Origin of the sequence: Mycolicibacterium sp. TUM20985 (genome assembly GCF_030295745.1) — a bacterium.
GTDB lineage: Bacteria > Actinomycetota > Actinomycetes > Mycobacteriales > Mycobacteriaceae > Mycobacterium.
Map to the genome: position 1 here is coordinate 1,653,542 of NZ_AP027291.1, position 25,952 is coordinate 1,679,493.

The following is a 25,952-nucleotide window of genomic DNA, read 5'->3' on the forward strand; positions in this document are numbered from 1 at the left end:
GCCCCCGCAGGGTCGATGCGGCTCGACATCCCCGAGTTGCCCGACACGGCCAGGATGTACCGAGAGTGCGGTGCGCGGCTGCGGGAGTCCATGCGGGCGAACGGCGTCGACGCGTTGGTGCTGCTTGGCAACGGTAACGTCGTCTATGCCACCGGTGCCAGCTGGCCCCTGCTCGACGCGGGACTGTCACACGTGGAACGCCCCGTGGCCGTCGTCGTCGCCGACGATGAGCACCCCCACCTGTTCATGCCCTTCCGGGAGGGCAGCGCGTTCGACACGGAGCTGCCCGACGATCACGTCCACGGTCCCCTCTATCTCGAATTCGACGAGGGTGTCGAGGCTTTCGCGAAGGTGCTGGCCGACCTGGTGCCGCCGGGCGCGACCGTGGCGGTCGACGAGCTGACCGGAGCAATGCGCCGGGCCGCGAACGTGCTCTTCCCGGCTGGCCCACCGTCGGATGCCGCTGCGGTGGTGGGGCCCGCCAAGTTGGTCAAGACGGTCGATCAGATCTCCTGTGTCCGCAAGGCCTGCCGCATCACCGAGCAGGCGGTCGTCGACGTCCAGAAGTCGCTCGCCCCCGGCGTTCGCCAGATCGACCTCTCGGCCGCATTCGTCCGCCGGGCATTCGAGCTCGGTGCGACGACGAACATGATCGAGGCCATCTGGCAGGTGATGCCAACGACCAGGAACAGCGGCGCGGTGTGGACCACGACCGGCGATCTGGCGCTGCCGCTGTTGCCCACGGAGAAGAAGCTCGCCAAGGGTGACGTGCTGTGGACCGACGTCAGCATCACCTACGACGGCTACTGCTCGGACTTCGGCCGAACCTGGGTGGTGGGGGGGGAGCCGACAGTGCGCCAACGGGCCCAGTTCGAGAAGTGGCGCGCGATCCTCGACGCGGTGCTCGCGGTGACCAGGGCCGGGGCTACGTGTGGTGACTTGGCGCGGGCCGCCATCGCCGCCAACGGCGGTCAGAAGCCGTGGCTGCCCCACTTCTACCTCGGCCATGGCATTGGTACCAACGCCGCCGAGATGCCCATGATCGGAACCGATCTCGGCGAGGAGTTCGACGACAACTTCGTGTTCCCGGCAGGCATGTTGCTGGTGCTCGAGCCCGTCGTGTGGGAGGACGGCACCGGCGGCTACCGAAGCGAGGAGATCGTGGTCATCACCGAAGACGGCCATCAGTCGATCACCGATTACCCCTATGCCCCGTACGGAGTCTCCTGATGGCCGAGGAGATACTGCCCGACGACGTCGCACTGCGCACCGGTCGCCGCGAGCGCGTCCTCGAGCAGATGGAGCTCGAGGACCTCGACATCCTGGTGCTCGGTCGGCAGGCCAACGTCCGGTATGTCACCGGTGCGCCGCAACTCTGGGTCGCGGGTACGCGGCCGTTCGCGCCGATCTGCGTGTTGGTGCGGGCCACCGGTGAGATCCACCTCAATAGCAGTTGGGACGAGGGGATCCCCGAGGAGATCGGGCGCGACCACCTCTACGGCCTGGCGTGGAACCCGATGACCAACATCGAGGTGCTCAAGGGCATCGACGGAGCAGCGCGTGCGAAACGCGTCGGTACCGACGCGATGTCACCGTCGTTCGCCCTGTTGCTGCCGATGGCCTTTCCGCACGCCGAGCTGGTCGATGGTGAGGTGGCGATGAAGGTCGCCCGCCGCATCAAGACCGCCGACGAAATCCGCGTGCTACGTGGCGCATTGGCGGTCGCCGAGCGCGGTCTCGCCGCAGCGGTGTCCGAGCTGGCGGTCGGCGCATGCGAGCAGGCGCTGAACGGCGTCCTGATGGAGGCGATGACCGCGGGCGGCTTCAGCACGTCGGCCACCCAGGACGGGGCGTGGATCACCTCACGCGAACACTCGTGGCGGGTGGGTCGGCGGGACCGCCGGTGCGCCGAGGGCGACCTAGTGGCGTTCGCGGCCGGTGCGCTCGCCGACGGCTATGTCGGCGAGGTCGGGCGGACCTGGCCGGTGGGTGAGGTCAGCGGCGCCGATGCGCTCTATGAGCGCTCGAATGCGCTGTGGGACAGGCTTGTCGAAGCCTGCCAACCGGGCGTGCCGGCCAGCGCCCTGTTGGCCGCATACGAGTCGGCCGGTGAGTCGCTGCCACCGCTGCCGGTCGCCCACGGGCTCGGGCTGGGCTTCGATCCGCCCGTCGTCTCACCTGATCTGCCCCAGACGTCGGCCGCCGAGCACCTCGATCCCGGAACCGTGCTGGCCGTCACGGCATACGTCTGGGAGCGCGGTGTCGGCGCGGTGTTCCAGCGCGACGCCGTGCTGATCACCGACGACGGCCCGGAGATCCTGACGTCGAGCCCCTCGTTTCACGGCAGCACTGCCGTTACCCCCAACTGAGAGTGACCATGTCGAAGACCAAGCGGCCGTCAGCCGAGGAGATCATCCTCTACGAGAAGGACCCGAAGACCAAGATCGCGACCATCACCTTCAACCGGCCCGAGTTCCTCAACGCGCCGACGTCGGACGCGCGACTGCGCTACGCCGATCTGATCCGCGCGTCGAGTGTGGACAACGACGTCAAGGTCGTCGTCATCCGCGGGGTCGGGGACAACCTCGGCAGCGGCGCCGATCTCCCAGAGTTCATGGAGGGCAACGACGATCCCGCACTGCGGCTTCGCGAGCTGAAGGTCGAGGGCATGGGCGTCGAATACCCGCCGCCCGGCACCTTCCGCAACGGAGCGACCATCAGCGGCTGGTACGCCAATGCGCAGGCCGGCAACCGCCCGCTGCAGGAACTCAAGAAGATCAGCATCGTGGAGGCCAAGGGGTACTGCTACGGCTGGCACTTCTACCAGTGCGCCGACGCCGATCTGGTGATCTCGTCCGACGATGCGCTGTTCGGGCACCCGTCCTTCCGGTACTACGGCTGGGGTCCCCGGATGTGGACCTGGGTGCAGATGATGGGACTGCGCAAGTTCCAGGAGATGGTCTTCACCGGACGTCCGTTCACCGCCGAGGACATGGAGAAGTGCAACTTCCTCAACAAGGTGGTGACGCGCGACGAACTCGAGGCCGAGACGCAGAAGTACGCGCTGGCGTGCGCGCGCAACCGGCCCGTCGACACCGTGTACATGCAGAAGCTCTTCTTCGAGGTCTACAAACAGCATCAGGGTGAGTACATGGGCAGCCTGCTGTCGGCGTTCTTCGAGTCGATGGGCAGCGGCGTGCAGAACGACGATGCCCAGGACCTCGACATGCACGAGGCCATCGGAAGCGGTCTCGCCGCCGCGGTCAACGACAACGATGCCAAGTTCCCCCCGGACTTCAGACTCAGCAAGAAGAACCGCAAGAAGAAGGATTAGGCGTGGGGTACCCGCTCGCGGGGTGTCACGTCGTCGACCTGTCATCGGGCATTGCCGGTGCTTACTGCACCAAACTGCTCGCCGACGGTGGCGCCGACGTCGTGAAGGTCGAGGGCCCCGAGGGTGATCCGCTGCGCCGGTGGTCGGCGTCGGGTGCGGTCGTCGAAGCCGGGGCGGACGGTGCCCTGTTCGGCTACCTCGCCTGCTCGAAGCGAAGCGTCGTGGCGGATCCCAAGGCCTCCGACGACGTCGCATTGGTCGAACGTCTCTTGGCCGCAGCCGATGTCGTCGTCTGGTCACGGGGTTCGACCATCGCGGAAGCCGACGGGTTCACGCCGCAGGAAATCAGCCGCCGTTACCCGCACCTGGTCGTCACCGCCATCACGCCGTTCGGACTCGACGGGCCGTGGAGCGACCGGCCCGCCACCGAGTTCACGCTGCAGGCGTGGTCCGGCGGGGCCATCGGCATCGGGCGCGGATCGCAGGACAGGGCGCCGGTGCACGTCGGCGGTCAGGTCGGCGACTGGGTCAGCGGTGCGTACGCCGCGGCGATGACGCTCGCCTTCCGTGGCCGGGCCCTGAGCGACGGGTACGGCGAGCTGATCGACCTCTCGATGCTCGAGGCGCACATCCTCTGTCTCACTTACTATCCGGTGACGTTCTTCGAGATGCTCGGCAGGCCGTGGCGGACCGAGCGAAGGCCCACGGTCCCCGGCGTCGCCCAGGCCGCCGACGGTCTGGTCGCGCTCGGCTGCGGTACGGCACAACAGTGGCACGACCTGTGTGCGATGTCGGGCCATGACGATTGGATCGACGAGGGGACGTCGCTGACCATCACGGAGCAGGCGAATCTCCATGCCGAGGAGTTGTACGCCTGGCTGCGCGAGCAGAACGTCGACGACGTCCGCGATCTGGCATCGGCGTTCCGCATCCCCAATTCGCCGGTGGGCAACGGCGCCAACGTCACCGAGCTGGACCACTACGTCGCCCGCGGCAGCTTCGTGCGCAACCCGCGAGGCGATTTCACGCAGCCCACTCACCCCTACCGTCTCAGCGACACACCACTGCAGGAGTTCGCGTCCGCCCCGCGACTCGGTGAACACACCGACGCCGTTCGCGCGTCCCCACTGTGTCCGCGGCCGACGCCGACGTCCGGGCGGGATCCAAACCGGCTGCCGCTCAGTGGACTACGGGTCTTGGACATGACGACGTTCTGGGCGGGACCGTCGTGCACCCACGCCCTGGCCATGCTCGGCGCCGAGGTGATCCACCTGGAGTCGACACCGCGACCGGATGGCACCCGTCTGATTGCGGGCATCCCGGTGACCGTGGATCGGTGGTGGGAGCGGTCACCCATCTTCTCGGCGCTCAACACCAACAAGAAGGGCCTCACGCTGAACTTTCAGACTGAACGCGGCCGCGAGCTGTTGTATCGGCTGATTGCGCAGTGCGACGTGATCGTGGAAGACTTCACCCCGCGGGTGGTCGACCAGATCGGGCTGGACTTCGCCTCGGTCCTGCGGCTGCGGCCTGACGCGATCATGCTGCGGATGCCGGGGTTCGGCCTCGACGGGCCGTGGCGTGACAATCCGGCGTTCGCCTACATCATCGAGGATGCCACCGGCATGAGTTGGCTCACGGGGTATCCCGACCGCAACCCGTACGAGCCGTACTCCGTGGGAGATCCGAATGCCGGCGTGCACGCGCTCAACGCGCTGCTGTTGGCACTCGAGCACCGGCGGCGGACGGGCGAGGGCGTCCTGGTCGAGGCCGCCATGGTCGATGCCGCCCTGAGCATCGTCGCCGAGCAGGTGATCGAGTACTCGGCCTACGGTGCGCTCTTGCAGCGCAACGGGAACCGCGGGCCCGCTGCGTCGCCGCAGAACATCTACCAGAGCACCGGTATCGACGAGTTCGGCCGCGAGGACTGCTGGGTGGCGATCGCCGTAGCGACCGACGAGCAGTGGGCCGCGCTCGTCGACGCGCTGGGCCGGCCGCAGTGGGCCGTCGACCCAGCCTTGACCGACGCCGCCGGGCGCCGGGCGGCACACGATGTCATCGATGACCACCTGACGACGTGGTGCGGGTCGCGCACCGCCGATGACATCGTCGAAACACTCTGCGCGGCAGGGATTCCCGTCGCGAAGGTACTGCAGCCGCATCGGCAGACCGAGATCGCTCAGCTACGCCATCGGAAGTTCTTCCAGATGGTCGGGCATCCGGTGAATGCGGCCGCACCGCACAGCACCCTGCCGGTGAAGCTGTCCCATGGGCCCGACGACTTCCATCGCACGCCGGCGCCACTGCTCGGGCAGCACAACCACGAACTGCTCCGCGGGCTCGGTGTGACCGACGACGAGATCGCCACTCTCGAGGCGGACGGTGTGATCGGCACTGCGCCCGCCAGTTAAAGCGCGGTCAACAGACGCCCGATGTCGTTGCGCTGCCACAGGTTCAGCACGTTGGTCAGCATCTGCAGGCGGCAGCGCACGCTCTCGACGTCCCGGATGCCCGCATCCATCCGGGTGGACGCGGCGGTGAGCCCCGGCGTTCGAGATCGCACGTAGGCGGGCACGTCCAGCAGCCACGTCATGCCCATGACGGCGGCGTAGAGCACGACGCTCGACTTCAGCACGTCCGCGTCCACGATGCCCCCACCGCAGGCATGGAACTCGGCGGCGAAGTGGTCGAGCAGCCCGTCGAGGCCGTCGTCCCACATGTCGGTCTCGGCGCCACTCATCGCGCCCCAGATCGCCATGGCGGCATGCATCTGACCGGCGCAGCCCCAGTCCATCAAGCCGCACTGCAGGGTGCCCTCGTCGTCGCGCCAGAACCACGCGTTGTCGACGTTGGCATTCCAGTGACACAGCCCAACGAGGTCCGTCTGTGCCCGCATCGATTGCCAGACGTCGCCCTCCGCGTCCGACAACAGGGGTATTTCGCCGCGTAGTCGTGCCAGGAACGCCGGCGAGCGGACGTTCGCCGGCAGCAGACCGGGATGGGCGGAGGCGAATTCGGCGAGACGGTCGACCCGTCGGTCCAGCGTGGCGGCGGACAACGTGGGACGTGCCCCTACGGACAGCGCTTCCATGTCCGCGCGGAGTGCATTCGGCAGCCCGCCTGTGAGATGGGTCCCGGCAAGGCGTCCGAGCGCGCCGAGCAGAGCCTGGTAGTGGCCAACTTGGTCTGGCAGGTCATAGTCCATGCACTTGGCGTACTGAGGCTCGATACCCCCGTACCCAAAGGGAATCCGCCGGGTGATCAACAGACCGGTCCCCGAGGTCGCTTCGAAGTCGGCGAACAGCACGGTGGGCACGGCAACGGGGAAGTCGTCCTGGTTGGAGAGGGCGGCGAACCGAACCTCGGACTCCATCTGCGTTCTGCCGTGGTCACGGTCGGGGTCGTCGAAGTCCCGGGAGAACTTCACGAACAGGTCGCGATGGGGCCCGGGTGTGCCGTACTCCACGGCCAGCAGCATCTTGCGACCGGTGCTGCCGCCGTCGACCTCATCGCATTGCGTGATGCGGGTGACGCAGTTGTCCTGCGCCAGTGCACCGTAACGTCGAAACGCCTCGGTGAGGAACTGAACGTTGCCGTCTCGCAGGCCTCGCGCATCCGCCGGGAAGCTGATGCCGGACCCATCCCCGGTCGCCCAACGGTCGCCCGCCGCGGCGGCTACTTGAGGCAGCTGCCCGCGTCGATCGGCAGGGTGACGCCCGTCAGGTAACGCCCCTCGTCGGACGCGAGGAACAGCACAGCGTTGCTGACGTCGATCGGGTCGACCCACGGGATGGGCAGGGTGTGGAACATCTGGCAGATCGGCGCCATGTCGTCGGCACCCGGGTTCTCCAGATCCGGACGAAACATCTTGAAGGTGCCCTCGTTGTGCAACATCTGCGTGCTCACGTGCGTCGGGTGCACCGAGTTGACCCGAATCATGTGATGGCCCAACTCGACTGCGAAGGTGCGCATGAGGCCGACCACACCGTGCTTGGCCGCGACGTAGTGCCCCGTATGGGGATAGGCCTTCAGTCCTCCGACCGAGCTGGTCAGGATGATCGCTCCGCCGTTCCCGCCCGCGATCACGTGGGGCACGGCGGCTTTGACGGTCTTCCACACGCCGGTGAGGTTGGTGCCGATCATGTCGTCCCAATCCTCTTCGCTGGTGTTCTCCAGCGTCTCACCGCCGTTGCCGATGCCTGCGTTGGCCACGATGATGTCGAGGCGGCCAAGCTGCTCGACACCGCTGTCGACGGCGGCCTTCAGAGCGGCGAAGTCGCGAACGTCGACCTCGGCGGTGACGATGCGGCGGTTGAGATTCTTGACCAGATCGGCGGTTTCGGCCAGATCCTCCGGGGTGGACGGTGGGATGCCGCCCGGCGCGGTCACCGGTTTGCAGACGTCGACGGCGATGATGTCGGCGCCCTCCTCGGCCAGACGCACGGCGTGACTGCGGCCCTGTCCTCGTGCCGCGCCGGTGATGAACGCGACCTTGCCCTCTACCCGCCCTGCCATGTGAGACCTCGACTCCTCGTAATGCGACCAGCGCGGTGCTGTGCATCTGCTCAGCACCTTGTCACCGCATGGTCATTGTGTCAACGTCGGACCGTCGGCGGGCCCGTTGTACCGACCGCTTAGCGCAGGCATGCCGACTCCCACGGGGTGACGAGTAACTCGGGCAAGTTCCATTGGGACAGGCGTCGTCCCGCCGTGCGGTGGCGCTTCGAGGTGGGACCCGTGGCGCGCACCGAATCAGCGCAAGCGCAGTTACCCCGGACGGAGAATGGGATTCTCCTAGTCGGCGGCGAACCCCTGTGCGACGAAGTCCCAGACTTCGTCGGCCGATATCGGCTTGACGGTTTCGTCGTCGGAGCCGCTCGACTGAGCGACGAACATCACGGTCTGCATCGTCATGGCGGCGATGCGCTTGGGATTGATGCCGGCGCGGAGTTCGCCCGCTGCGGCCGCATCCTCCATCAACTCGGTGAGCAGGACGAGAAGCGGTGCGTGCGCGACCTTCACCTCGGAGGGATGCGATACCAGCAGGCGGGGGGCGAAGTCGGTGAATAGAGGACGCCTAGCCGCCGGATCTGGACGGGAGGACTCGAAGAGGAGCTGAATCGCGACCTTCAACCGGTCCAGCGGATCCATCTGACCTGCGGTTGCGGCCCGAATCTGATCGGCGGACCGGCTGAGCGCGTCTTCGAAGAGGGCGAGGAGGAGTTCGTGCTTGCCGTCGAACTGGAGATAGAAGCTCCGCAGCGACTGGCGGGAGCGGTCGACGACCTCTTGCACGGTGAAATCGGTACTGCCCTTCTCGATGATGATCGCCTGGGCGGCATCGAGGAAGCGCTGTACGCGTTGTGCAGCACGCAGTTTGGCGGTCTTGATGGAACGTTCGACCGCCCGCTGCTTCCAGGCCGGTTCTTCGCTAGGACTCGTGGTCACCGGTGCCTCTGACGTGGGCTGATCGGGGAGAACATGGATGAACTGTACCGGAGAACGCCTCTGCGCCATGCCCTAGACCCCCTTGGGAGCAGCGTGTCTGAGATTGAAACTTTCTCATCGTGAGAATACTATTCTCATTTACGCTTCAAGTGAAGCCAGATGGTGAAAGGCGCATTCCAGGAGTGACGTGCAGCTGACGTTCGATGCCGAGGTCGACGACTTCCGGGCCGAGTTCGTGGCCTTTCTCGACCAGCACGCACCCGCCGACGCCGAGGCGCTCGTTCGGCCGCGGTCGTCCTCCCACGTACCAGAGTGGGCCCGCCGATGGCAGCGACTGTTGTTCGATCACGGGTGGCTGGTACCCGGAAATCCGCCGCAGTATGGGGGTCGGAACGCGACGATCCTTCAGCAGTACGTCCACCAGGTCGAATTGGCCCGCCGCAGATACGTCCCCAGTTTCAACTCCCAGGGCGTCGGGATCATCGCCGCGTCGCTCATCACGTTCGGCACGACCGAGCAGCAGCAGAAGTGGGCGATCCCCATTCTGCGCGCCGAGATCACCGCCGCGCTGGGCATGAGCGAGCCGGGAGCCGGCTCCGACCTCGCGTCGCTGCGGACCAGAGCCCTCCGCGACGGTGACGAGTTCGTCGTCAACGGCCAGAAGGTGTGGACGTCCGGAGCGCACGACGCAGACGTGCTCCTCACGTTCGTGCGCACCGACGTCGAGGCCCCCAAGCACCGGGGCATCAGCGTGCTGTTGATTCCCACCGACTCGCCCGGTGTCGTGCGCAGGCCCTTCGCCTCGGTGGCCGACGCGAACGATCTCGACTTCAACGAGGTCTTCTTCACCGATGTGCGGGTTCCCGTGCAGAATCTCGTCGGAAAGCTCAACGACGGCTGGGCGGTGGCCAGCGGATCCCTCGGCCACGAGCGAAACATGTTGTGGCTCAGCTATGCCGACCGGCTGCAAGATCTGATCGACGACTGGCAGCCGTCCACCGTCGTCGAGCGGGATCAGTTCGCCACGTTGGTCATGGACAATCTTGCCCTGCGGCTGATGGGTTCCGCCGCGCTGGCGCGAGCCGCCCATGGTGAGGAGGACGTGCCCGCGCTGTCGGTGTTGAAGCTCTTTGGCGCAGAGACCGTGCAGACGGCCACCGAACACGCGCTCGACTCCCGAGCGGCCGACGGGCTCGACCACCCGCACATGACTGCCCCCTACATACCGCTCAACCTCGACGCGTACGCGGGCAGCTGGGCCGACCGGTACCTCCGGTCGTTCGCGGGCACCATCGCGGGCGGCACGTCGGAGATCCAGCGCAACATCATCGCCCAGCGCGTGCTCGGCCTGCCCCGTCGCTGACCGTTGGCCGGCGCGAGCGTGCGCAGACTCCGATCCGGCGGCGGCGTGTCGGCCTCAGACACGCACGCTCGCGGGAAGGGGAGGGGCTCGCGGGGAGGCGAGGGCTAGAGGTGGGCGAGGCGGGGTGCCGAACCGCGGGCTCGCAGTCCTGCACCGGCCTTCTTCGCGAGTTCGCTTGAGCTGCCGAGCAATCCGTCCAGGACGAGAACGCGTTCCACGTGCCGGTGCAGATCGTGCTCGGCGGTGAAGCCCATCCCGCCGAGCACCTGCTGGCAGTGCTTGGCCGCGGTCAGCGCCGCCTTGCCCGCCGCCGCCTTGGCCAGTAGCGCAGTGAGATCGGGATTGTCCGCCCCGGGCAGCGTCAGGGTCGCCTCGGCGCCCTCGATCGCCACCAGCGTCTCGGCCAACCGATGGCGGACGGCCTGAAAACCCGCGATCGGCCGGCCGAACTGCACCCGGTCGAGCGCGTGCTGGCGAGCCAGGTTCAACATCGCCCGGGAACTGCCGACCAGCCACCAGCCCAGGGCCCGGCGGGCCTCGGCCAGCCGGAGCAGTTCGCCCTCCTCGACGCGGCGCAATGGCAGACCGCCCATCACGTGGAGTTCCGCGGCGCCCGAGCTGTCGCGGTCCCACACCACCTGGGCATTGCCTGCGTACGGCAGGGCCGGAGTCTCGCCGGGCTCGCGCCGGGACGACTGGAGCACGACATCGTTGAGAATCGATGCGTGCGAGCCCGTTTCACCCAGTAAGCGGAACACCAGCGCGATGGCCGGCTCGGGCATCTCGGACAGCATGTCGGCCCAGCCCATGTCGGCCAGTGCGGCGTCCAGCGCGGGACCCGACGCTGCCTGCATGGCCGTGCGCAGATCATCGGAGAGTAGGTCGAGTGACGTCGCATCCAGCTCGGCAACCATGGGTTATTCCTTCCCGAGGTCGAGCAGTCGGCGGGCGATGATGTTGCGCTGCACTTCGGCGGTGCCCCCATAGATGGAGGAGGCCCGCGAGTACAGGTACTCGCTGCGCCACACCGAATCATCCAATTCGATGCTGCCCGGGAGCATGTCGCGAACGGTGTCGTAGAACTGTTGTTCCGCGTTGGACAGGAGCACCTTGTCGATCGAGGTCTCGGGGCCCAACTTCTGGCCACTGGCCAGGCGCAGCTGGGTGGCCCGCGAGCGGCAGCGCAACGTGTGCAACGCCAGGTAGGCCGCGCCCAGATCCGCGTCCGCGGCCGGGCCGAGTTCGCCCTTCACCTGATCGATCAGTGCATCCAGTCGCGAGTAGAGGTAAGCCACCCGCTGCCAGAAGCACGTCGACCGCTCGTACGGCAGCAGGTCCATCGCGAGTTGCCAACCGTCACCGGGGTTTCCGAGGATGCGATCGCCCGCGACGACCACGTCGTCGAGGTACACCTCGCAGAACTCGTCGACGCCGTGCATGGTCCGCAGCGGGCGCACGTCGATGCCCGGGCTATCCATGTCGACGAAGAACGCGGTGATTCCCGCGTGGCCGGGTCCAGTGCGGGTCAGCAGGACGCACCGCTGCGCGTACTGGGCGTAACTGGTCCACACCTTCTGGCCATTGATGACCCACTCGTCGCCACGCTGTTCGGCACGGGTGGTCAGGGACGCCAGGTCACTTCCCGAACCGGGTTCGGAGAAGCCCTGGCACCAGGTTTCGCGACCGGACAGCAGACGGGGCACCATCTGCGCGGCCAGGCCGGGGGGCGCATAGTCGATCAGCGTGGGCATCAACACTTCGAGCATCGAGTACAACCCCGGCTCGACCAAGCGACGGCCCACGACCTCCTCGCCGACGACGGCGCGCAGGATCATCGGGCCGCCAAGGCCGCCAACCGATTCCGACCATCCCCAGCGCATCCAGTCGGCGTCGTAGAGCGCGCCGAGCACTCGCTGGTATTGCCGGTGGTGTGCGTCCAGCGAGTGGTCGGCCGGTGGCGTCAGATCGTGGTCGTCGAGCCACGCCACCAACTGTGACCGGAACTCGGCCGTAGTGGGGATCGTCATCCGGCTTCGGGCCGCCCGATCGCGTGCGCGCGGCCGGAGTCATGGTCGCCGTTGCGCCGAATGAACGTCATGGCGCGCGTCTTCAGCCGCCAGCCGTCATCGGTGCGGACGTAGGTGTCCTTGTAGTACCCGATGCGCATGTCGTGCGTGGAGTGCTCGACGAAGCACAGGGGCTGAGTGCCGGTGGCCGTGTCGGGGTCACCGGTGTCGAGGTCCACGAGCGACGTCCCGGTCATGAACAAGCCGCTGGGCGCCGCGGCGACCAACTCTGGGAATCGGGCCAGGGTGTAGGTCGAGCCGAACGCGCTGTAGGTCCCGTCCGGGGTGAAGACGGTGACGAGCCCTTCGACGTCTCCCTGGGTGATGGTGACGGCGTATTTCGCCAGCAGCTGCTGGATCTCGACGAGGTCGTCAGTTCTGGTGTGCACTGTCATGTCGGAAGACCTTGCCCCCTTTCATTACAAAACTTACTTCCTTTGTAACGCGGATGTCCACCAGCGGGTCGCCGGGCACGGCGATCACGTCCGCGACCTGCCCCTCGGCGAGACGGCCGCGGTCGGTGACGTTGATCAGATCTGCGGCGACGACGGTCGCCGCCCGGAGCACCGCCGCGGGTGGCATGCCCCACTCGACGAGGGTCACCAGCTCGTCGGCGTTCTTGCCGTGCGGAATCGCGGGCGCGTCGGTGCCGACAGCAATCTTGACCCCGGCCTCGTAGGCCGCCTTCAGCGACGTCCGCGCCAAGGGGAACATCACCGCGGCCTTGTCCTGCAACTCCTTCGGCGCCTTGGATACGTCCATGGCCTCCGCGAGTCGCCGGGTGGTCACCAGGAACCGGTCGTGGTCGACGAGCATCTGGATGGCCTCGTCGTCCATGAGGAAGCCGTGCTCGATGCAGTCGATGCCACAGGCCACGGCGTGCTTGACGGCCTCGGCGCCATGGGTGTGGGCTGCGACGCGCAATCCGCGCCGGTGTGCCTCGTCGACGATGGCAAGCAATTCCTCGTCCGAGTAGTGTTGTGCGCCAGCTTCTCCGGTCAGCGACATCACCCCGCCCGAGACGCAGACCTTGATGAGCTGGGCGCCATGCTTGATCTGGTAGCGCACCGCCTTGCGCACCTCGTCGACACCGTTGGCGATGCCCTCCTCGACCGTCAACTCCAGGGCGCCGGGCATGAACGCCGCGAACATGGTGGGGTCGAGATGGCCACCCGTCGGCGTGATCGCATGTCCCGCAGGGACGATGCGCGGGCCTTCGATCCAGCCTGCGTCGATGGCCTTGCCCAGCGCCACGTCGAGCAGGTAACCGCCGGTCTTGACGAACAACCCCAGATTGCGCACGGTCGTGAAACCGGCGCGCAGGGTGCGGCGGGCGTTGCCGACCGCGCGGAGGACCCGGGTCGGGGGATCGTCCTGCACCTGGGACAGGCCGGGGTTCTCCCCGCGACCGCCCATGAGCAGGTTGACCTCCATGTCCATCAACCCCGGCAGCAGGATCGAATCGCCGAGATCGATGACCTCGGAGCCCTCGTCGACCTCGCCACCCACGCCGACGATCCGGTCGCCGTCGATCTTGAGGATTCCGGGCCGGACGATGACACCGGCGTCGACGTCGAGCAGACCCGCGGCCTTGAGGGTCAGCACCTCAGACCACCGGCTCCTTGATCAGCTTGATGTAGGCGGCGCCGCTGTCGAGCACGCGGGGCTGCTTCCACACTTCGATCGGGAAACTCACCATGACGATCGACTGTCCCAGGTGAACCAGCGCCTTGGCGTCATCGGGCATCCCCTCGAGGGGAAAGCGGGCGTCGACGTAGACCATGATGTCCTCGAGTCGCGACAGGCCGGCGTCGTAGAGGTCCTGCATCTCCTCCATCGTCGAGGCGAGGCGCTTGGCGTAGCGCTCCTCCTCGCCTGCCAAGCACCAGTCGGAGAACCGCTCCAGATCGGCGAACTCCTCGGGCAGCTTAGACATGGGCTTCCTTCCGTTCGGAAGTCGCGGCGCTCGCGAGCGATTCCTTGTACCGATCCACGTAATGGTGGGCGGTCTTGTGCAGATGCCGCAGCAGAATCTCCTGATCGCACAACGGGAATTCGGTCACGACCCGGGTGCCGATCTGGGTCTGCGTCGCCTCCAGCGTGTTCGCGTCCTGGAAGGCGTACTCCTTGAACGTCACCGCGGCGAGTTCCTGGGAGAGCCGTTCACGCAGATTCTTCGGCGGCACGAAGTAGAGGTCGGCCTCGAAGATGTGCTTGTCTACGGCGGTCGGCCAGTAGTTGTAGGTGAGGTACCACCCGGGCGCCCAGAACAGCAGTGTGAAGTTCGGGAAGAACTCGAACGAGTCGGTGCCCCAAGTCTTGTGGCGACCGGGGTTGATGGCCGGTGGCAGCTCGTCGGGCAGGATGCCCTCGATGTCCGGGCGATCCCACGGGCCGAACAGGCCGCTGTGCAGGATGCGCTCGATGGGCTTGACCATGCCCAGATCCTTGGGCGGGCTCATACCGCCCCAGGACGAGACCATGGAGTGGTCACCCTTGATGTCGTAGGCGAGCGCCTCGAAACCGAACTTGGCCAGCTTCTCGGCTTCCTCCTTCTCCGCCTGCTTCATGTGCAGGATCGGCGCGTGATAGAACTCCGTGAACGCGTCGATGAACAGCTTCCAGTTGGCGTTGACCTCGGAACGGTAGCCGTAGTGCTCGGTCATCTCGTGGAACGGATAGCCCTCCAGCCCCTTCGCGAAGTCGCCGAGGTACTCGGCGAGTGGGGCCGCGGCGTCGTCGAAGTTGATGAAGACGAACCCCTCCCACACCTCGCAGCGCACGGAGACCAGGCCGTAGTCGTCCTTGTCGAGGTCGAAGAACTCACCTTCCTGCTGGACGAAAGCGAGCTTGCCGTCGAGGCCGTAGCGCCAGGCGTGGTACTTGCACGTGAACTGGCGGCAGACGCCCGACACCTCCTCGCCGGGATAGTCGTTCCACACCAACTTGTTTCCGCGATGGCGGCACAGGTTGTAGAACGCGCGAACCGTATCGGTCTTGCCTGCGGGGCCGTCCGTCACGTCTTTGACGACGATGACCGACGTGCCCGCCCCTGCCGACGGCATCTCGCGGGTGAAGTAGCTGCCCTTCTTCGGAAGTTGCTCTACGCGACCGACTTTGAGCCATGTCTTGCGGAAGATCGCCTGTTGTTCGAGCGCAAAGTGCTCTGGGTCGATGGAGTCCTCGTAGTTGACCGGGGTGGTGCCTAGCTCCGGCCAGTTCTCGGTCCAGCTACCCGATGCGGGTTTGGGGAAGTGAGCCATGGGTGTCAGTTCTCCTTCTTGGTTTCGACGCCGAAAGTGTTGAGGGCCATCGCCAGCATGTGATAGCCGCCGACGGTGAAGACGAAGTCCATGAGCTGACGCGTGTCCAGGCGCTCGCCGAGCGCGGCCCACGTGTCGTCGGACAGCCCGGTGTTCTCGACGAGTTCGTCGACGGCGTGGAGGACCGTGCGGTCGAAGTCGTCGGATGCCTCGCCGCGTTGCAGCGCGTCGATGTCGTCGAGCGTCAGACCGACCTGCTGCCCGATCGTGACGTGCTCATCCCACTCGTACCCGCAGTGCGCCAGGTGGGCGATCCGGAGGACGGCCAGCTCGCGCAGCCGCGGGGGCAGGGTGGAGCGCGTCAGGAGGTAGAAACCGAAGCCGAGGTAGGCCTGAGTCAGCTCGGGGTGGTGGACGAACGTGGCGATCGCGTTGCCGGCGACCACCGGGTTCCGACGCTCCTCGGGCATCGTCCGGAGGGCGCGCGCGACGGCGTCGTCCCAGTCGGCTGCGGGCAGCGGGGCCAGGCGCACGAAGCACTCCTCTCGATCGACGACTCAGCTCTCGGATGTGAGAATCATATTCTCATAACTGCCTAACAGATTTCCACTCTTCGATCGAACCCATGGCGGAACGCTCCTATCGCAGGTCTCGCCCGAGGTGACGTTCAGTAGTAAAAGTGCAGGCAATACGCCGTTTGTGGCGCATAGGCAGGTTGATTCTCACTTCAGGAGAGGCTAGTTTCCTTAAGGAGTGAACCTACAGCGGATGACGGGCCGATGGCTCGATGCGAAGGGAACGGCATGAACAAGGACGACATGATCTTGATTAGCGTCGACGATCACATCATCGAGCCACCGGACATGTTCAAGAACCATCTCTCGGCGAAGTACATCGACGATGCGCCGCGCCTGGTGCACAACCCCGACGGCAGCGACACCTGGCAGTTCCGGGAGACGGTGATCCCGAACGTCGCGCTCAACGCGGTCGCGGGCCGTCCGAAGGAGGAGTACGGCCTCGAGCCCCAGGGGCTCGACGAGATCCGCAAGGGCTGCTTCGACGCCGCCGAGCGCGTAAAGGACATGAACGCCGGCGGGGTGTTGGCGACGATGAACTTCCCGTCGTTCCCGGGCTTCGCCGGGCGGTTGTTCGCCACCGACGACTCGGACTTCTCGCTGGCGCTGGTGCAGGCCTACAACGATTGGCACATCGACGAGTGGTGCGCGGCGCATCCCGGCCGGTTCATCCCGATGGCGTTGCCGGTCATCTGGGACGCCGAGCTGGCCGCCGCCGAGGTGCGGCGGGTGAGCAAGAAGGGTGTGCACTCGCTGACGTTCACCGAGAACCCCGCCGCCCTGGGCTATCCGTCGTTCCACGACGACTACTGGACGCCACTGTGGAAGGCGTTGGTGGACACCGAAACGGTGATGAACGTCCACATCGGCTCCTCGGGCAAGCTGAGCATCCCGGCCCCGGATTCGCCGATGGACGTGATGATCACCCTGCAGCCGATGAACATCGTGCAGGCGGCCGCAGATCTATTGTGGTCCAAGCCGATCAAGGACTACCCCGACCTGAAGATTGCCTTGAGTGAGGGCGGGACGGGGTGGATACCGTACTTCCTGGAGCGCGTGGACCGGACCTACGAGATGCACTCGACGTGGACCCATCAGGACTTCGGCGACAAGCTGCCCTCGGAGGTGTTTCGCGAGCACTTCATGACGTGCTTCATCTCCGATCCGGTCGGGGTGAAGCTACGCCACGAGATCGGGGTGGACAACATCTGCTGGGAGATGGACTACCCCCACAGCGATTCGATGTGGCCGGGAGCCCCTGAGGAACTCGACGCGGTCTTCAAGGCCTATGACGTGGCCGACGACGAGATCGACAAGATGACCCACGAGAACGCGATGAAGCTCTATCACTTCGAACCTTTCGCGCACGTCCCCAAGGATCAGGCCAACGTCGGGGCGTTACGCGCCGCCAGCGCCGGTCACGACGTCAGCATCCAGGCCCTGTCCAAGCACGACAAGGGCACCACTTCGTTCGCCGAGTTCCAGGCCCGGGCGAAGGAAGTCAGCGGCGCACGCAACTGACGACCCGGTTTGTACCGATTCGGCTGGCTTAGAACACCTTTCGACGTAGGAGAGCGTAGTGACCGGCGGGATGAGCTTCGAACTGACCGAGGATCAGCAACTGATTCGCAAGTCCGTCGCAGAGCTGGCGGCCAAGTTCGACGACCATTACTGGATGGAGAAGGACCAGGGCCACGAATTCCCTCGGGAGTTCTACGACGCGATCGCCTCCGGGGGATGGCTCGGCATGACCATCCCCGAGGAATACGGCGGTCACGGTCTCGGCATCACCGAGGCGACGATTCTGGCCGAGGAGGTGGCGCGCTCGGGCGGCGGTATGAACGCGGCCAGCGCCATCCACATGTCCATCTTCGGCATGCAGCCCGTCGTGGTGTTCGGCTCCGACGAGATGAAGGCGGCGACGCTGCCCCGGATCGTCGACGGTGATCTCCACGTGTGCTTCGGCGTCACCGAACCCGGTGCGGGCCTGGATACTTCGCGCATCACCACGTTCGCCAAGCGGGACGGCGACCACTACGTGGTCAACGGCCGAAAGGTATGGATCTCGAAGGCACTCGAGTCCGAGAAGATCCTGCTCCTGACCAGGACGACGCCCTACGACGAGGTCACGAAGAAGACCGACGGCCTCTCGCTGTTCCTCACCGATCTCGACCGCGATCACGTCGACATCCGGCCGATCAAGAAGATGGGTCGCAACGCCGTCAGCTCCAACGAGCTGTTCATCGACGATCTGCGGATCCCCGTCGAGGACCGAATCGGCGACGAGGGCAAGGGTTTCGGCTACATCCTGCATGGGCTCAACCCCGAACGCATGCTCATCGCCGCCGAGGCGCTGGGCATCGGGCGGGTGGCGCTGGACCGCGCGGTGAAGTATGCGAACGAGCGCGTCGTATTCGACCGCCCCATCGGCATGAACCAGGGCATCCAGTTTCCCCTCGCCGACTCGCTTGCCCGGCTCGACGCCGCCGAGCTCATCCTGCGCAAGGCGACGTGGTTGTACGACAATGGCCAGCCGTGCGGGCGCGAGGCCAACATGGCGAAGTACCTCTGTGCCGACGCCGGATTCGACGCCGCCGACCGCGCGCTGCAGACCCACGGCGGCATGGGGTATTCCGAGGAGTACAACATCTCCCGGTACTTCCGCGAGTCACGGCTGATGAAGATTGCCCCGGTCAGTCAGGAGATGATCCTCAACTACCTGGGCTCCCACGTGCTCGGGATGCCGAGGAGCTACTGATGGCCGCGAACCCGCTGTTCGACCTCACCGGCCGCTCGGCACTGGTGACCGGCGCCGCGGGCGGTATCGGTTCGGCCGTCGCCCGCGCGCTGGCGACGGCAGGCGCCGCGGTCCTGGTCACGGATCTCGACAAGGACGCGGCAGCCGTTGTGGCCGAGAGTATTTCGACTGCCGGCGGGTTGGCCCAGAGTGCTGCGCTCGACGTCGCCGATCGAGGATCGGCCGACGCTGCGGCGGCGCAGGCGGCGGCGATGACGGGCGGCGTGCTTCACATCGTCGTCAACAATGCCGGCGTCACCGCGCCCGCGATGTTCGCCGACATCACCGAGGAGAACGTCGAGCGCCTGATCGACATCCACGTGATGGGCGCCTTCCGCGTGACGCAGGCGGCGCTGCCGTTCCTGGCGACCGACGGCACCGGGCGCATCATCAACGTCACCTCGGCCGCCGGCATCACCGGCACGTTGGGTCAGGTCAACTACTCGATGGCCAAGGCGGGCATCATCGGCTTCACGAAGTCGCTGGCCCGCGAGTTGGCTCGCCAGAACATCCTGGTCAATGCGCTGGCGCCGCTGGCAGCCACCCCGATGACCGAGACCATCCGGACCAACGAGAAGTTCTCGGCAAACATGATGCGTCGAATTCCGTTGCAGCGCTGGGCGGATCCCGATGAGATCGCCGGGGCGTTCGTCTTCCTCGCCTCCAACGCCGCCTCCTATGTCACGGGCCAGGTACTGCCCGTCGACGGCGGCATGGTGATGTGACGGGCCCCCTCGCCGGCATCACCATCGTCGCCATGGAGCAGGCGGTGGCCGCCCCGATCTGCAGCCGGGTGCTCGCCGACTTCGGGGCCCGCGTCATCAAGGTCGAGAACCCCGCCGGAGGTGACTTCGCGCGGGACTACGACGATGTCGTCAACGGTCCCGGCGGGCTGGCCGCGCACTTCGTGTGGTGCAACCGCGGCAAGGAATCGGTCACCCTCAACCTGAAGTCGCCGGCCGGCATGGACGTGCTGCACCGGTTGCTCGACGGCGCCGACGCCTTCGTGTCCAATCTGGCGCCCGGAGCGACCGCCCGGCTAGGGGTGGGCCGTGCCGACCTCGCGGTGCGGCACCCGACGGTGATCCCGGTGGAGATCGACGGCTACGGGCCCGGCGGGCCCATCTCGCACAAGCGCGCCTATGACCTTCTGGTGCAAGCGGAATCGGGATCCTGCGCAGTCACTGGCTACCCCGACATGCCCGCCAAGCCGGGGCCCGCGATGGCGGACTTCACCACCGGGCTGTACGCGGCGCTGTCGATCATGGCGCTGCTCGTCGGGCGCGGTGGCCGCACCGACGCCGTGGCACCGGCGGTGGAGTTGAGCCTGTTCGACGTGATGACCGACATCATGGGCTACCAGCTGACCTACACCCAGCACACCGGCGTCGACCAGAAGCCGTTGGGCGTCAGCGCGCCCGCGGTCGCACCGTACGGCGCGTTCCCGACCCGCGACGGTCAGACCGTGGTCCTGGGGACCACCAACGACCGTGAATGGCAACGGCTGGCCCGCGAGATCATCGTGCGGCCCGACCTTGCCGATGATCCGCGGCTGTCGACCAACGCCGACCGCTGCGCCCACCGGGACGAGATCAACGCGGCCATCGAATCGTGGTGTGTCCGGCATGATCTCGTCGAGATTCAGGAGATCGCGGACGCGGCAGGCATCGGCAACTCCCGGTACAACCTGCCGAGCGAGGTGGTGGTGCATCCCCAGTTGACGGCGCGCGACCGGTGGCGGACGGTGGGTTCGCCGAAGGGCGCGATCCCGACGCTGCTCCCGCCGCCGGTGATCAGTGGCTACGACCCGCCGATGGGTGGGGTGCCCGGGCTCGGCGAGCACACCGACGCCGTGCTCGGTGAGCTGGGTCTGACCCCGGAGGAGATCGCCGCGTTGCGGGACGCGGGCGCGATCGGACCGGTGTACCGCCCGTGACCGACGACGACTCGGTGCTGCTGATCGAAGACCGGGGTGGCGTGCGGACCCTGACCCTGAACCGTCCGCACCGGAAGAATGCGATCGACGCGCGGCTGTGGCGGGAACTCGCCGAGGCGCTGCGTGCGGCCGGGCGCGACGACGGCGTGCGCGCCTTGGTGATCACCGGCGCGGGCGGCGCGTTCTGCTCTGGCGCCGACATCGGCACCGGGGAAGACATCCACCCGCGGCGGAAGTTGGACCGGCTCACCGACGTCGCGTTGGCGTTGCACCAGTTGGCCATGCCGACGGTGGCCAAGGTGACCGGCGTGGCCGTGGGCGCCGGCTGGAACCTGGCGCTGGGCTGCGATCTCGTGGTCGCCACGCCTGAATCGCGGTTCTGCCAGATCTTCGCCAACCGCGGCCTTTCCGTGGATCTCGGCGGTTCGTGGCTGTTACCCCAACTCGTCGGGCTGCAGCAGGCCAAGCGGCTCGTCCTGCTGGGGGAGACGATCGACGCGGCCGAGGCGCGATCGCTGGGCCTGGTCACCTGGGTCGTTCCCGTCGACGAGATCGACACCTTCGTCACCGACCTCGGCGGGCGGTTGGCGGCCGGACCGCCCTTCGCGCTGGCCCAGAGCAAGGCGCTGCTCAACGACGGCGCCACCGGCACGCTGCCACAGGCACTGGCCAACGAGGCCCGCGCCCAGCCCGGTAACTTCGCCACCGTGGACGCGGGCGAGGCCTACGCTGCGTTCGCGGCGAAGCGGCAGCCCGAGTTCACCGGGGAGTGGGCGGTCAGGCCGCGAGATGAGGAGCAGAAGTGATGCGCGAGACCGTGATCGTCGGAGCCGTCCGCACACCCGTGGGCAAACGCAATGGCGGGCTGTCGACACAGCATGCCGCCGACCTGTCGGGGACGGTGCTGACCGAACTCGCCGAACGCACCGGTATCGACCCCGCGGTGATCGACGACGTCATCTGGGGTTGCGTGTCGCAGGTCGGCGACCAGTCGAGCAACATCGGCCGGTGGGCGGTGCTGGCCGCGGGCTGGCCCGAGCACATCCCCGGCACGACGGTGAACCGGGCCTGCGGCTCCAGCCAACAAGCCCTGGACTTCGCCGTCCATGCGGTGATGTCGGGTCAGCAGGACGTCGTCGTCGCCGGTGGCGTCGAGGTGATGAGCCGCGTACCGCTGGGATCTGCCCGTGCCACCGGTATGCCGTATGGGCCGAAAGTCCTTGCGCGATATGACGACTTCTCCTTCAACCAGGGACTCTCGGCGGAGATGATCGCCAAGAAGTGGAATCTGTCGCGGGCACGTCTCGACGAGTACTCCGCGCAGTCCCACCAGCGGGCGGCGGCGGCTCAGGACGCCGGCGCGTTCACCGACCAGATCGTGCCCGTCTTCACCGACGGTGACGTGGTGACCGCCGACGAGGGCATTCGGCGCGGCACCACCGTCGAGAAGCTCGCCGGGCTCAAACCCGCCTTCACCGATGACGGTGTCATCCATGCCGGCAACTCGTCGCAGATCTCCGACGGCGCCGCGGCGTTGTTGGTCACCACCGCCGAGAACGCCGTGAACATGGGCCTGACCCCGATCGTGCGCTACCGCGCCGGTGCCGTCATCGGTGCCGATCCGGTGCTGATGCTGACCGGCCCGATCCCCGCCACCGACAAGCTGCTGCGCAAGGCGGGCGTCGGTATCGACGAGGTCGGTGTCTACGAGGTCAACGAGGCCTTTGCGCCAGTGCCGCTGGCATGGTTGGCAGAAACCGGAGCCGACGAGGCCCGGCTCAACCCGCTCGGCGGCGCGATCGCGCTGGGGCATCCCCTTGGCGCGTCGGGCGCCGTCCTGATGACGCGAATGATCCATCACATGCGGGACAACGGCATTCGCTACGGCTTGCAGACCATGTGCGAGGGCGGCGGCACGGCGAACGCCACGCTAGTCGAGCTCATCCTCTAGCGCGATTTCGGCGTGCAAACGTTCGCTCAGCGACCGTTTCCGCGCCGAAATCGCGGGTGACCCTTGTCACTGCGGCCAAACCTACCTACTGTGTGTTCACTAGGTTGGTTTGGACAAGGGAGTTCAGTGGCCGCTACGGAGCAGTCTCCGAGGCCGTATGCGACGTTGCTCGCCAAGGGCGACGACCGCAAGGTGCGCATCCTCGAAGTCGCCGAACGGTTGCTCGCGCGCAACGGCTGGCGCAACACCTCGCTGGCGCAGATCGCGAGGGACGCCGGGGTCAGCCCCGCCGGGCTCCTGCACCACTACGAGTCGAAGGAAGCACTGCTCAACGCCGTCCTCGACGCCCGCGACGACGACGATGACCAGCACGCCGACCGAACGGGCGACCTCGTCACCGAGATCTGCAAGGTCGCCGAGCGATTCGACCGCGCACCCGAGCTGGTGGGGACCTTCACGGTCCTGCTGATCGAGAACATCCACCCCGATGCGCCGCTCCACGACCGGCTGGTCAGGAGGCAGCAGGCGGCGGTCGACATCGTGGCCGAATTGATCGGACGCGCGCAACGCGCCGGTGTCTACCGACCCGACTTCGACCCCGCCATCAAGTCCGTGGAGATCCTCGCCTTCGTCAACGGAATGGAGACCGCATGGTTGCTCGATCCTTCGATACCCCTGGTGGACGTCTTCAAGGGGTACGCCGAGACGCTCGCCCGAGACTTCGAACCGGTGGACAGGAGCAGGACATGAGGTATCGCCTCGACGTGGTTTCCCCGAGTGTTCCCGACGTCGTGAAGTTCGCGGGCGGCTGGCTGGTCGATCGCGTGATGGCGGGCTGGGACGTCACGGTCCTGCTCGACGGGGCGCACGATCTGCGACCATTGGAGATCCTCGGCGTCGAGACCCACGAACTGGAGGACGCGCTCGAGACGTGGGCGGACCGGCCCCATCCGCAGACCGTCGCCGTGGCCTCGGAACTCTTCTCTGCCGATGCGCGCGTGCGCCGGGGCGTCCTCAACGCGCTCGGCCACGGGCTGACCGAGGTCACGCTGTGGGGTGAGCACTGGCCCGAGGAACTCGACGACACTGTCGGATCGGTGCGTCATCAGCTAAGTGCGGCGGCCCGCGCCTTCAAGGCCCAGGCGCTTGCCGCGATCGAACCCGCGGCCGGGATGGTCGGTGACGCCGAGACGTTCCGCTGCGGGGTGATGGCCCGGCCGTCGGTGGCCGCGGACCTCATCCCGGCCAGCTGAGGTCGATCACCACCTTGCCGACGGCCTCGCCGTCGGCCACCCGCCGGAGGGCCCGTGCGGTGTCCCGGAGTGGGTACGACGCCCCGATGTGCGGTCGCACGCGACCCGACGTGAGGAGTGTCATCAGCTCGTCCTCGTTGCGCTCGAATTCGGCAGCGGGCACGTCCTGGAAGTGGAAGCCGACGATATGAATCCCCTTGAGCAGAACCAAGTTCAGGGGGATTCTCGGAATCTCTCCCGAGGCGTATCCGATGGTGACGAAGCGACCGCCACGCTTCAGCGACCGCAGCGCGGGTTCCGACAGTGCACCACCCACGGGGTCGATGACCGCATCGGCACCCTCGGGTAGCAGCTTGCGCAGTCCCGCCCGCAGTTCCCCTTCACGGTGGTTCAGCACGCCGGTAGCGCCGTATCGCGTTGCCATGGCCAGTTTCTCGGACGACGACGCCACGGCGGTGACCCGCGCCCCGAGGGCGACACCGAGTGAGACGGCGGCCAGCCCCACGCCGCCACCCGCGCCGAGCACCAACAGATCGTCGCCGGCGCAGATGCGCGCCACCGATCGCAGCGCGTGATACGCCGTGTGGTGAGCGACGCCGAACGCCGCCGCGGTGGGGGCGTCGATGCCGTCGGGAATCCGGTGCAGCCGGTCGACGGGGACCGCCACCCGCTCGGCGAAGGCGCCGAAGAGACCGGTTCCCGTCACCCGGTCACCCACGGCGAAACCCCCTGCATCATTGGATAATTCGTCGATGACCCCGGCGAACTCGCTTCCTGGCACGAACGGTGGCGGCACGCTGAGCTGATACTGGTTGGCCACGAGCAGCACGTCGGGGAAGTTGACCGCCGCGGCCTGGACGCGCACCAGCGCCTGGCCCGGTTCGAGCGTCGGGTCCCGACGCTCCTCGATCCGCAGCACCTCGGGTGGTCCGTAGGCCGGGCAGACCGCGGCACGCACGGCTGGCTCAGCCCCGGTAGTCGGTGGATGCGGCGAGTTCGGCCGCCGAGGTCATGAGGTCGGTGACCACGGGGCCGAAGGCCAGCAGCTTCTCGTCGTCACCGGCACGCTGAAAGCCCTGCTCCAACACGATCGCCAGCTTCCACTTGGCCAGCACCAGGTAGTAGTCCAGGTCGTCGACCTGACGGCCGGACACATCGGCGTAGTGAGCGACCACCTGGTCGCGCGAGGGCATGCCACTCATGTCGACGTAGCTCATGTCGGCCGCTTCGGGAGCGCTGGTGTCGGCCGGCCAACTCTGCACCATCCACGCCAGGTCGAGCTTCGGGTCGCCGACGGTGCCCATCTCCCAGTCGACCAGGGCTGCCAGCCGGGCCGGTGCGCCGTGGCGGTACATCACGTTCGCGAACTGGTAGTCACCGTGCATCAAGCCGGGAATGAAGTCCAGCGGCGCGTGCGTCCGCAGCCACGCGGTCGCCTCGTCGAGGCCGTGCAATTCGCGCTTCCTGATGCGTTCGAAGAAACCGATCCACCGGCCGACCTGGCGCTCGTGGAAGCCGTCCGGGCGGCCCAGGTCGCTCAGCCCCTTGGCCTTCCAGTCGACTTTCGAGAGCAGCGCAATGCCCTCGGCCAGTTGAAAACTCAGCCCGGCTCGAGCTTCGAGGTCACTGTCGAACGGCGCCGGCCACGTGCCGGGTGTGTCCATCGGGGACCAGCCGTCCACGAAACCCATCAGGTAGAAGGGGCGACCCAGCACGGCGGGGTCCTCGCACACGCCGATCGCCGCGGTGTGTGGCACGTCGGTACCGTCGAGCGCCTCGATGATGCGCCACTCCCGCAGGATGCCCTTGTCCCGGTCCGGCGGGGCGCCGGGGGGAGGCATGCGAATGACGCAGCGCTCATCACCGCGGGTGATCTCGTAGATCACGTTCTGCGTTCCGCCGGAGAGGAACCGGGTACCTAGCGGCTCGCCCTTGCCGGGCAGTGCCGCCTCGTCCATCCACCGGG

25 protein-coding genes are annotated in these 25,952 nt (G+C 66.9%); 13 read left to right on the plus strand and 12 right to left on the minus strand.

What is annotated here, in order from left to right:
* The first annotated feature begins 15 nt into the window (after positions 1-15).
* The 4 genes from QUE68_RS08165 to QUE68_RS08180 are packed head-to-tail and all read left to right on the plus strand — an operon-like array spanning position 16 to position 5,745.
* Entirely contained in the window at positions 16-1,230 is a 1,215-nt protein-coding gene (locus QUE68_RS08165) for a M24 family metallopeptidase (protein WP_284234699.1), read from the plus strand.
* Entirely contained in the window at positions 1,230-2,369 is a 1,140-nt protein-coding gene (locus tag QUE68_RS08170; RefSeq protein WP_284233493.1) for a M24 family metallopeptidase, read from the plus strand. The genes QUE68_RS08165 and QUE68_RS08170 overlap by 1 nt, the downstream gene beginning before the upstream one ends.
* A gap of 8 nt (positions 2,370-2,377) precedes the next feature.
* Positions 2,378-3,334, plus strand: a complete 957-nt coding sequence (locus QUE68_RS08175; protein ID WP_284225485.1) for an enoyl-CoA hydratase/isomerase family protein — start codon at positions 2,378-2,380, stop codon at positions 3,332-3,334.
* A gap of 2 nt (positions 3,335-3,336) precedes the next feature.
* Positions 3,337-5,745, plus strand: coding sequence for a CaiB/BaiF CoA transferase family protein (locus QUE68_RS08180; protein ID WP_284233494.1), 2,409 nt, complete (start codon positions 3,337-3,339; stop codon positions 5,743-5,745).
* On the opposite strand, the gene QUE68_RS08185 is transcribed toward QUE68_RS08180, so the two are convergent.
* The 3 genes from QUE68_RS08185 to QUE68_RS08195 all read right to left on the minus strand — a co-directional run bounded on the left by QUE68_RS08185 (position 5,742) and on the right by QUE68_RS08195 (position 8,851).
* On the minus strand, positions 5,742-6,812 hold the full coding sequence (locus tag QUE68_RS08185) for a hypothetical protein (RefSeq protein ID WP_284225487.1): 1,071 nt from the start codon (positions 6,810-6,812) through the stop codon (positions 5,742-5,744). The two genes, QUE68_RS08180 and QUE68_RS08185, sit on opposite strands and share 4 nt — an antisense overlap.
* 197 nt (positions 6,813-7,009) lie before the next feature.
* Positions 7,010-7,849 (minus strand): mycofactocin-coupled SDR family oxidoreductase, encoded by an 840-nt coding sequence (locus QUE68_RS08190; RefSeq protein ID WP_284225488.1) that lies wholly within the window; start codon positions 7,847-7,849, stop codon positions 7,010-7,012.
* Positions 7,850-8,128: 279 nt separating this feature from the next.
* On the minus strand, positions 8,129-8,851 hold the full coding sequence (locus QUE68_RS08195; protein ID WP_284225489.1) for a TetR/AcrR family transcriptional regulator: 723 nt from the start codon (positions 8,849-8,851) through the stop codon (positions 8,129-8,131).
* Between the two features lie 118 nt (positions 8,852-8,969).
* On the opposite strand from QUE68_RS08195, the gene QUE68_RS08200 reads away from it, so the two are divergent.
* Positions 8,970-10,145: an acyl-CoA dehydrogenase family protein gene (locus QUE68_RS08200; protein ID WP_284233495.1), complete on the plus strand. Its 1,176-nt coding sequence runs from the start codon at positions 8,970-8,972 to the stop codon at positions 10,143-10,145.
* 104 nt (positions 10,146-10,249) lie between these two features.
* Here QUE68_RS08200 and QUE68_RS08205 read toward each other — a convergent pair whose 3' ends face one another.
* Genes QUE68_RS08205 through QUE68_RS08235 form a run of 7 tightly spaced genes read right to left on the minus strand, consistent with a single transcriptional unit; the run spans position 10,250 to position 16,007 of the window.
* Positions 10,250-11,059, minus strand: coding sequence for an acyl-CoA dehydrogenase family protein (locus QUE68_RS08205; protein WP_284233496.1), 810 nt, complete (start codon positions 11,057-11,059; stop codon positions 10,250-10,252).
* A gap of 3 nt (positions 11,060-11,062) precedes the next feature.
* On the minus strand, positions 11,063-12,172 hold the full coding sequence (locus QUE68_RS08210) for an acyl-CoA dehydrogenase family protein (RefSeq protein WP_284233498.1): 1,110 nt from the start codon (positions 12,170-12,172) through the stop codon (positions 11,063-11,065).
* Positions 12,169-12,606 carry a nuclear transport factor 2 family protein gene (locus QUE68_RS08215; RefSeq protein ID WP_284233500.1) on the minus strand — a complete coding sequence of 146 codons (438 nt, stop codon included), beginning with the start codon at positions 12,604-12,606 and terminating at the stop codon, positions 12,169-12,171. The genes QUE68_RS08210 and QUE68_RS08215 overlap by 4 nt, the downstream gene beginning before the upstream one ends.
* Positions 12,584-13,816 carry a metal-dependent hydrolase family protein gene (locus tag QUE68_RS08220; RefSeq protein WP_284225493.1) on the minus strand — a complete coding sequence of 411 codons (1,233 nt, stop codon included), beginning with the start codon at positions 13,814-13,816 and terminating at the stop codon, positions 12,584-12,586. The genes QUE68_RS08215 and QUE68_RS08220 overlap by 23 nt, the downstream gene beginning before the upstream one ends.
* 1 nt (position 13,817) lies before the next feature.
* Entirely contained in the window at positions 13,818-14,147 is a 330-nt protein-coding gene (locus QUE68_RS08225) for a hypothetical protein (protein ID WP_284233502.1), read from the minus strand.
* On the minus strand, positions 14,140-15,474 hold the full coding sequence (locus tag QUE68_RS08230; protein ID WP_284233504.1) for an aromatic ring-hydroxylating oxygenase subunit alpha: 1,335 nt from the start codon (positions 15,472-15,474) through the stop codon (positions 14,140-14,142). The genes QUE68_RS08225 and QUE68_RS08230 overlap by 8 nt, the downstream gene beginning before the upstream one ends.
* 5 nt (positions 15,475-15,479) lie before the next feature.
* Positions 15,480-16,007, minus strand: a complete 528-nt coding sequence (locus QUE68_RS08235; RefSeq protein ID WP_284225496.1) for a carboxymuconolactone decarboxylase family protein — start codon at positions 16,005-16,007, stop codon at positions 15,480-15,482.
* A 270-nt stretch (positions 16,008-16,277) separates the two neighbouring features.
* Between QUE68_RS08235 and QUE68_RS08240 the strand changes: the two genes are divergently transcribed.
* From QUE68_RS08240 to QUE68_RS08275, 8 genes are all read left to right on the plus strand, one after another.
* Positions 16,278-17,570: an amidohydrolase family protein gene (locus tag QUE68_RS08240; protein WP_284225497.1), complete on the plus strand. Its 1,293-nt coding sequence runs from the start codon at positions 16,278-16,280 to the stop codon at positions 17,568-17,570.
* 70 nt (positions 17,571-17,640) lie between these two features.
* Entirely contained in the window at positions 17,641-18,807 is a 1,167-nt protein-coding gene (locus QUE68_RS08245; RefSeq protein WP_284234700.1) for an acyl-CoA dehydrogenase family protein, read from the plus strand.
* Positions 18,807-19,571, plus strand: coding sequence for an SDR family NAD(P)-dependent oxidoreductase (locus QUE68_RS08250; protein ID WP_284225498.1), 765 nt, complete (start codon positions 18,807-18,809; stop codon positions 19,569-19,571). The genes QUE68_RS08245 and QUE68_RS08250 overlap by 1 nt, the downstream gene beginning before the upstream one ends.
* A gap of 32 nt (positions 19,572-19,603) precedes the next feature.
* On the plus strand, positions 19,604-20,782 hold the full coding sequence (locus QUE68_RS08255) for a CaiB/BaiF CoA transferase family protein (protein ID WP_286275768.1): 1,179 nt from the start codon (positions 19,604-19,606) through the stop codon (positions 20,780-20,782).
* Entirely contained in the window at positions 20,779-21,588 is an 810-nt protein-coding gene (locus QUE68_RS08260; RefSeq protein ID WP_454786432.1) for an enoyl-CoA hydratase/isomerase family protein, read from the plus strand. The genes QUE68_RS08255 and QUE68_RS08260 overlap by 4 nt, the downstream gene beginning before the upstream one ends.
* Positions 21,588-22,733 (plus strand): thiolase family protein, encoded by a 1,146-nt coding sequence (locus QUE68_RS08265; protein ID WP_284233508.1) that lies wholly within the window; start codon positions 21,588-21,590, stop codon positions 22,731-22,733. Before QUE68_RS08260 ends, QUE68_RS08265 begins: the two co-directional genes overlap by 1 nt.
* Positions 22,734-22,859: 126 nt before the next feature.
* The gene (locus QUE68_RS08270; protein ID WP_286275408.1) at positions 22,860-23,483 is read left to right on the plus strand and encodes a TetR/AcrR family transcriptional regulator; all 624 of its coding nucleotides are present in this window, start codon (positions 22,860-22,862) and stop codon (positions 23,481-23,483) included.
* Positions 23,480-23,986 carry a hypothetical protein gene (locus QUE68_RS08275; protein ID WP_284225503.1) on the plus strand — a complete coding sequence of 169 codons (507 nt, stop codon included), beginning with the start codon at positions 23,480-23,482 and terminating at the stop codon, positions 23,984-23,986. Before QUE68_RS08270 ends, QUE68_RS08275 begins: the two co-directional genes overlap by 4 nt.
* On the opposite strand, the gene QUE68_RS08280 is transcribed toward QUE68_RS08275, so the two are convergent.
* Together QUE68_RS08280 and QUE68_RS08285 are read right to left on the minus strand one after the other, a co-directional pair.
* Entirely contained in the window at positions 23,970-24,944 is a 975-nt protein-coding gene (locus tag QUE68_RS08280; protein ID WP_286275409.1) for an NADPH:quinone oxidoreductase family protein, read from the minus strand. The genes QUE68_RS08275 and QUE68_RS08280 overlap by 17 nt on opposite strands.
* A gap of 7 nt (positions 24,945-24,951) precedes the next feature.
* Positions 24,952-25,944, minus strand: coding sequence for a phosphotransferase family protein (locus tag QUE68_RS08285; protein WP_286275769.1), 993 nt, complete (start codon positions 25,942-25,944; stop codon positions 24,952-24,954).
* Positions 25,945-25,952 lie beyond the last annotated feature (8 nt).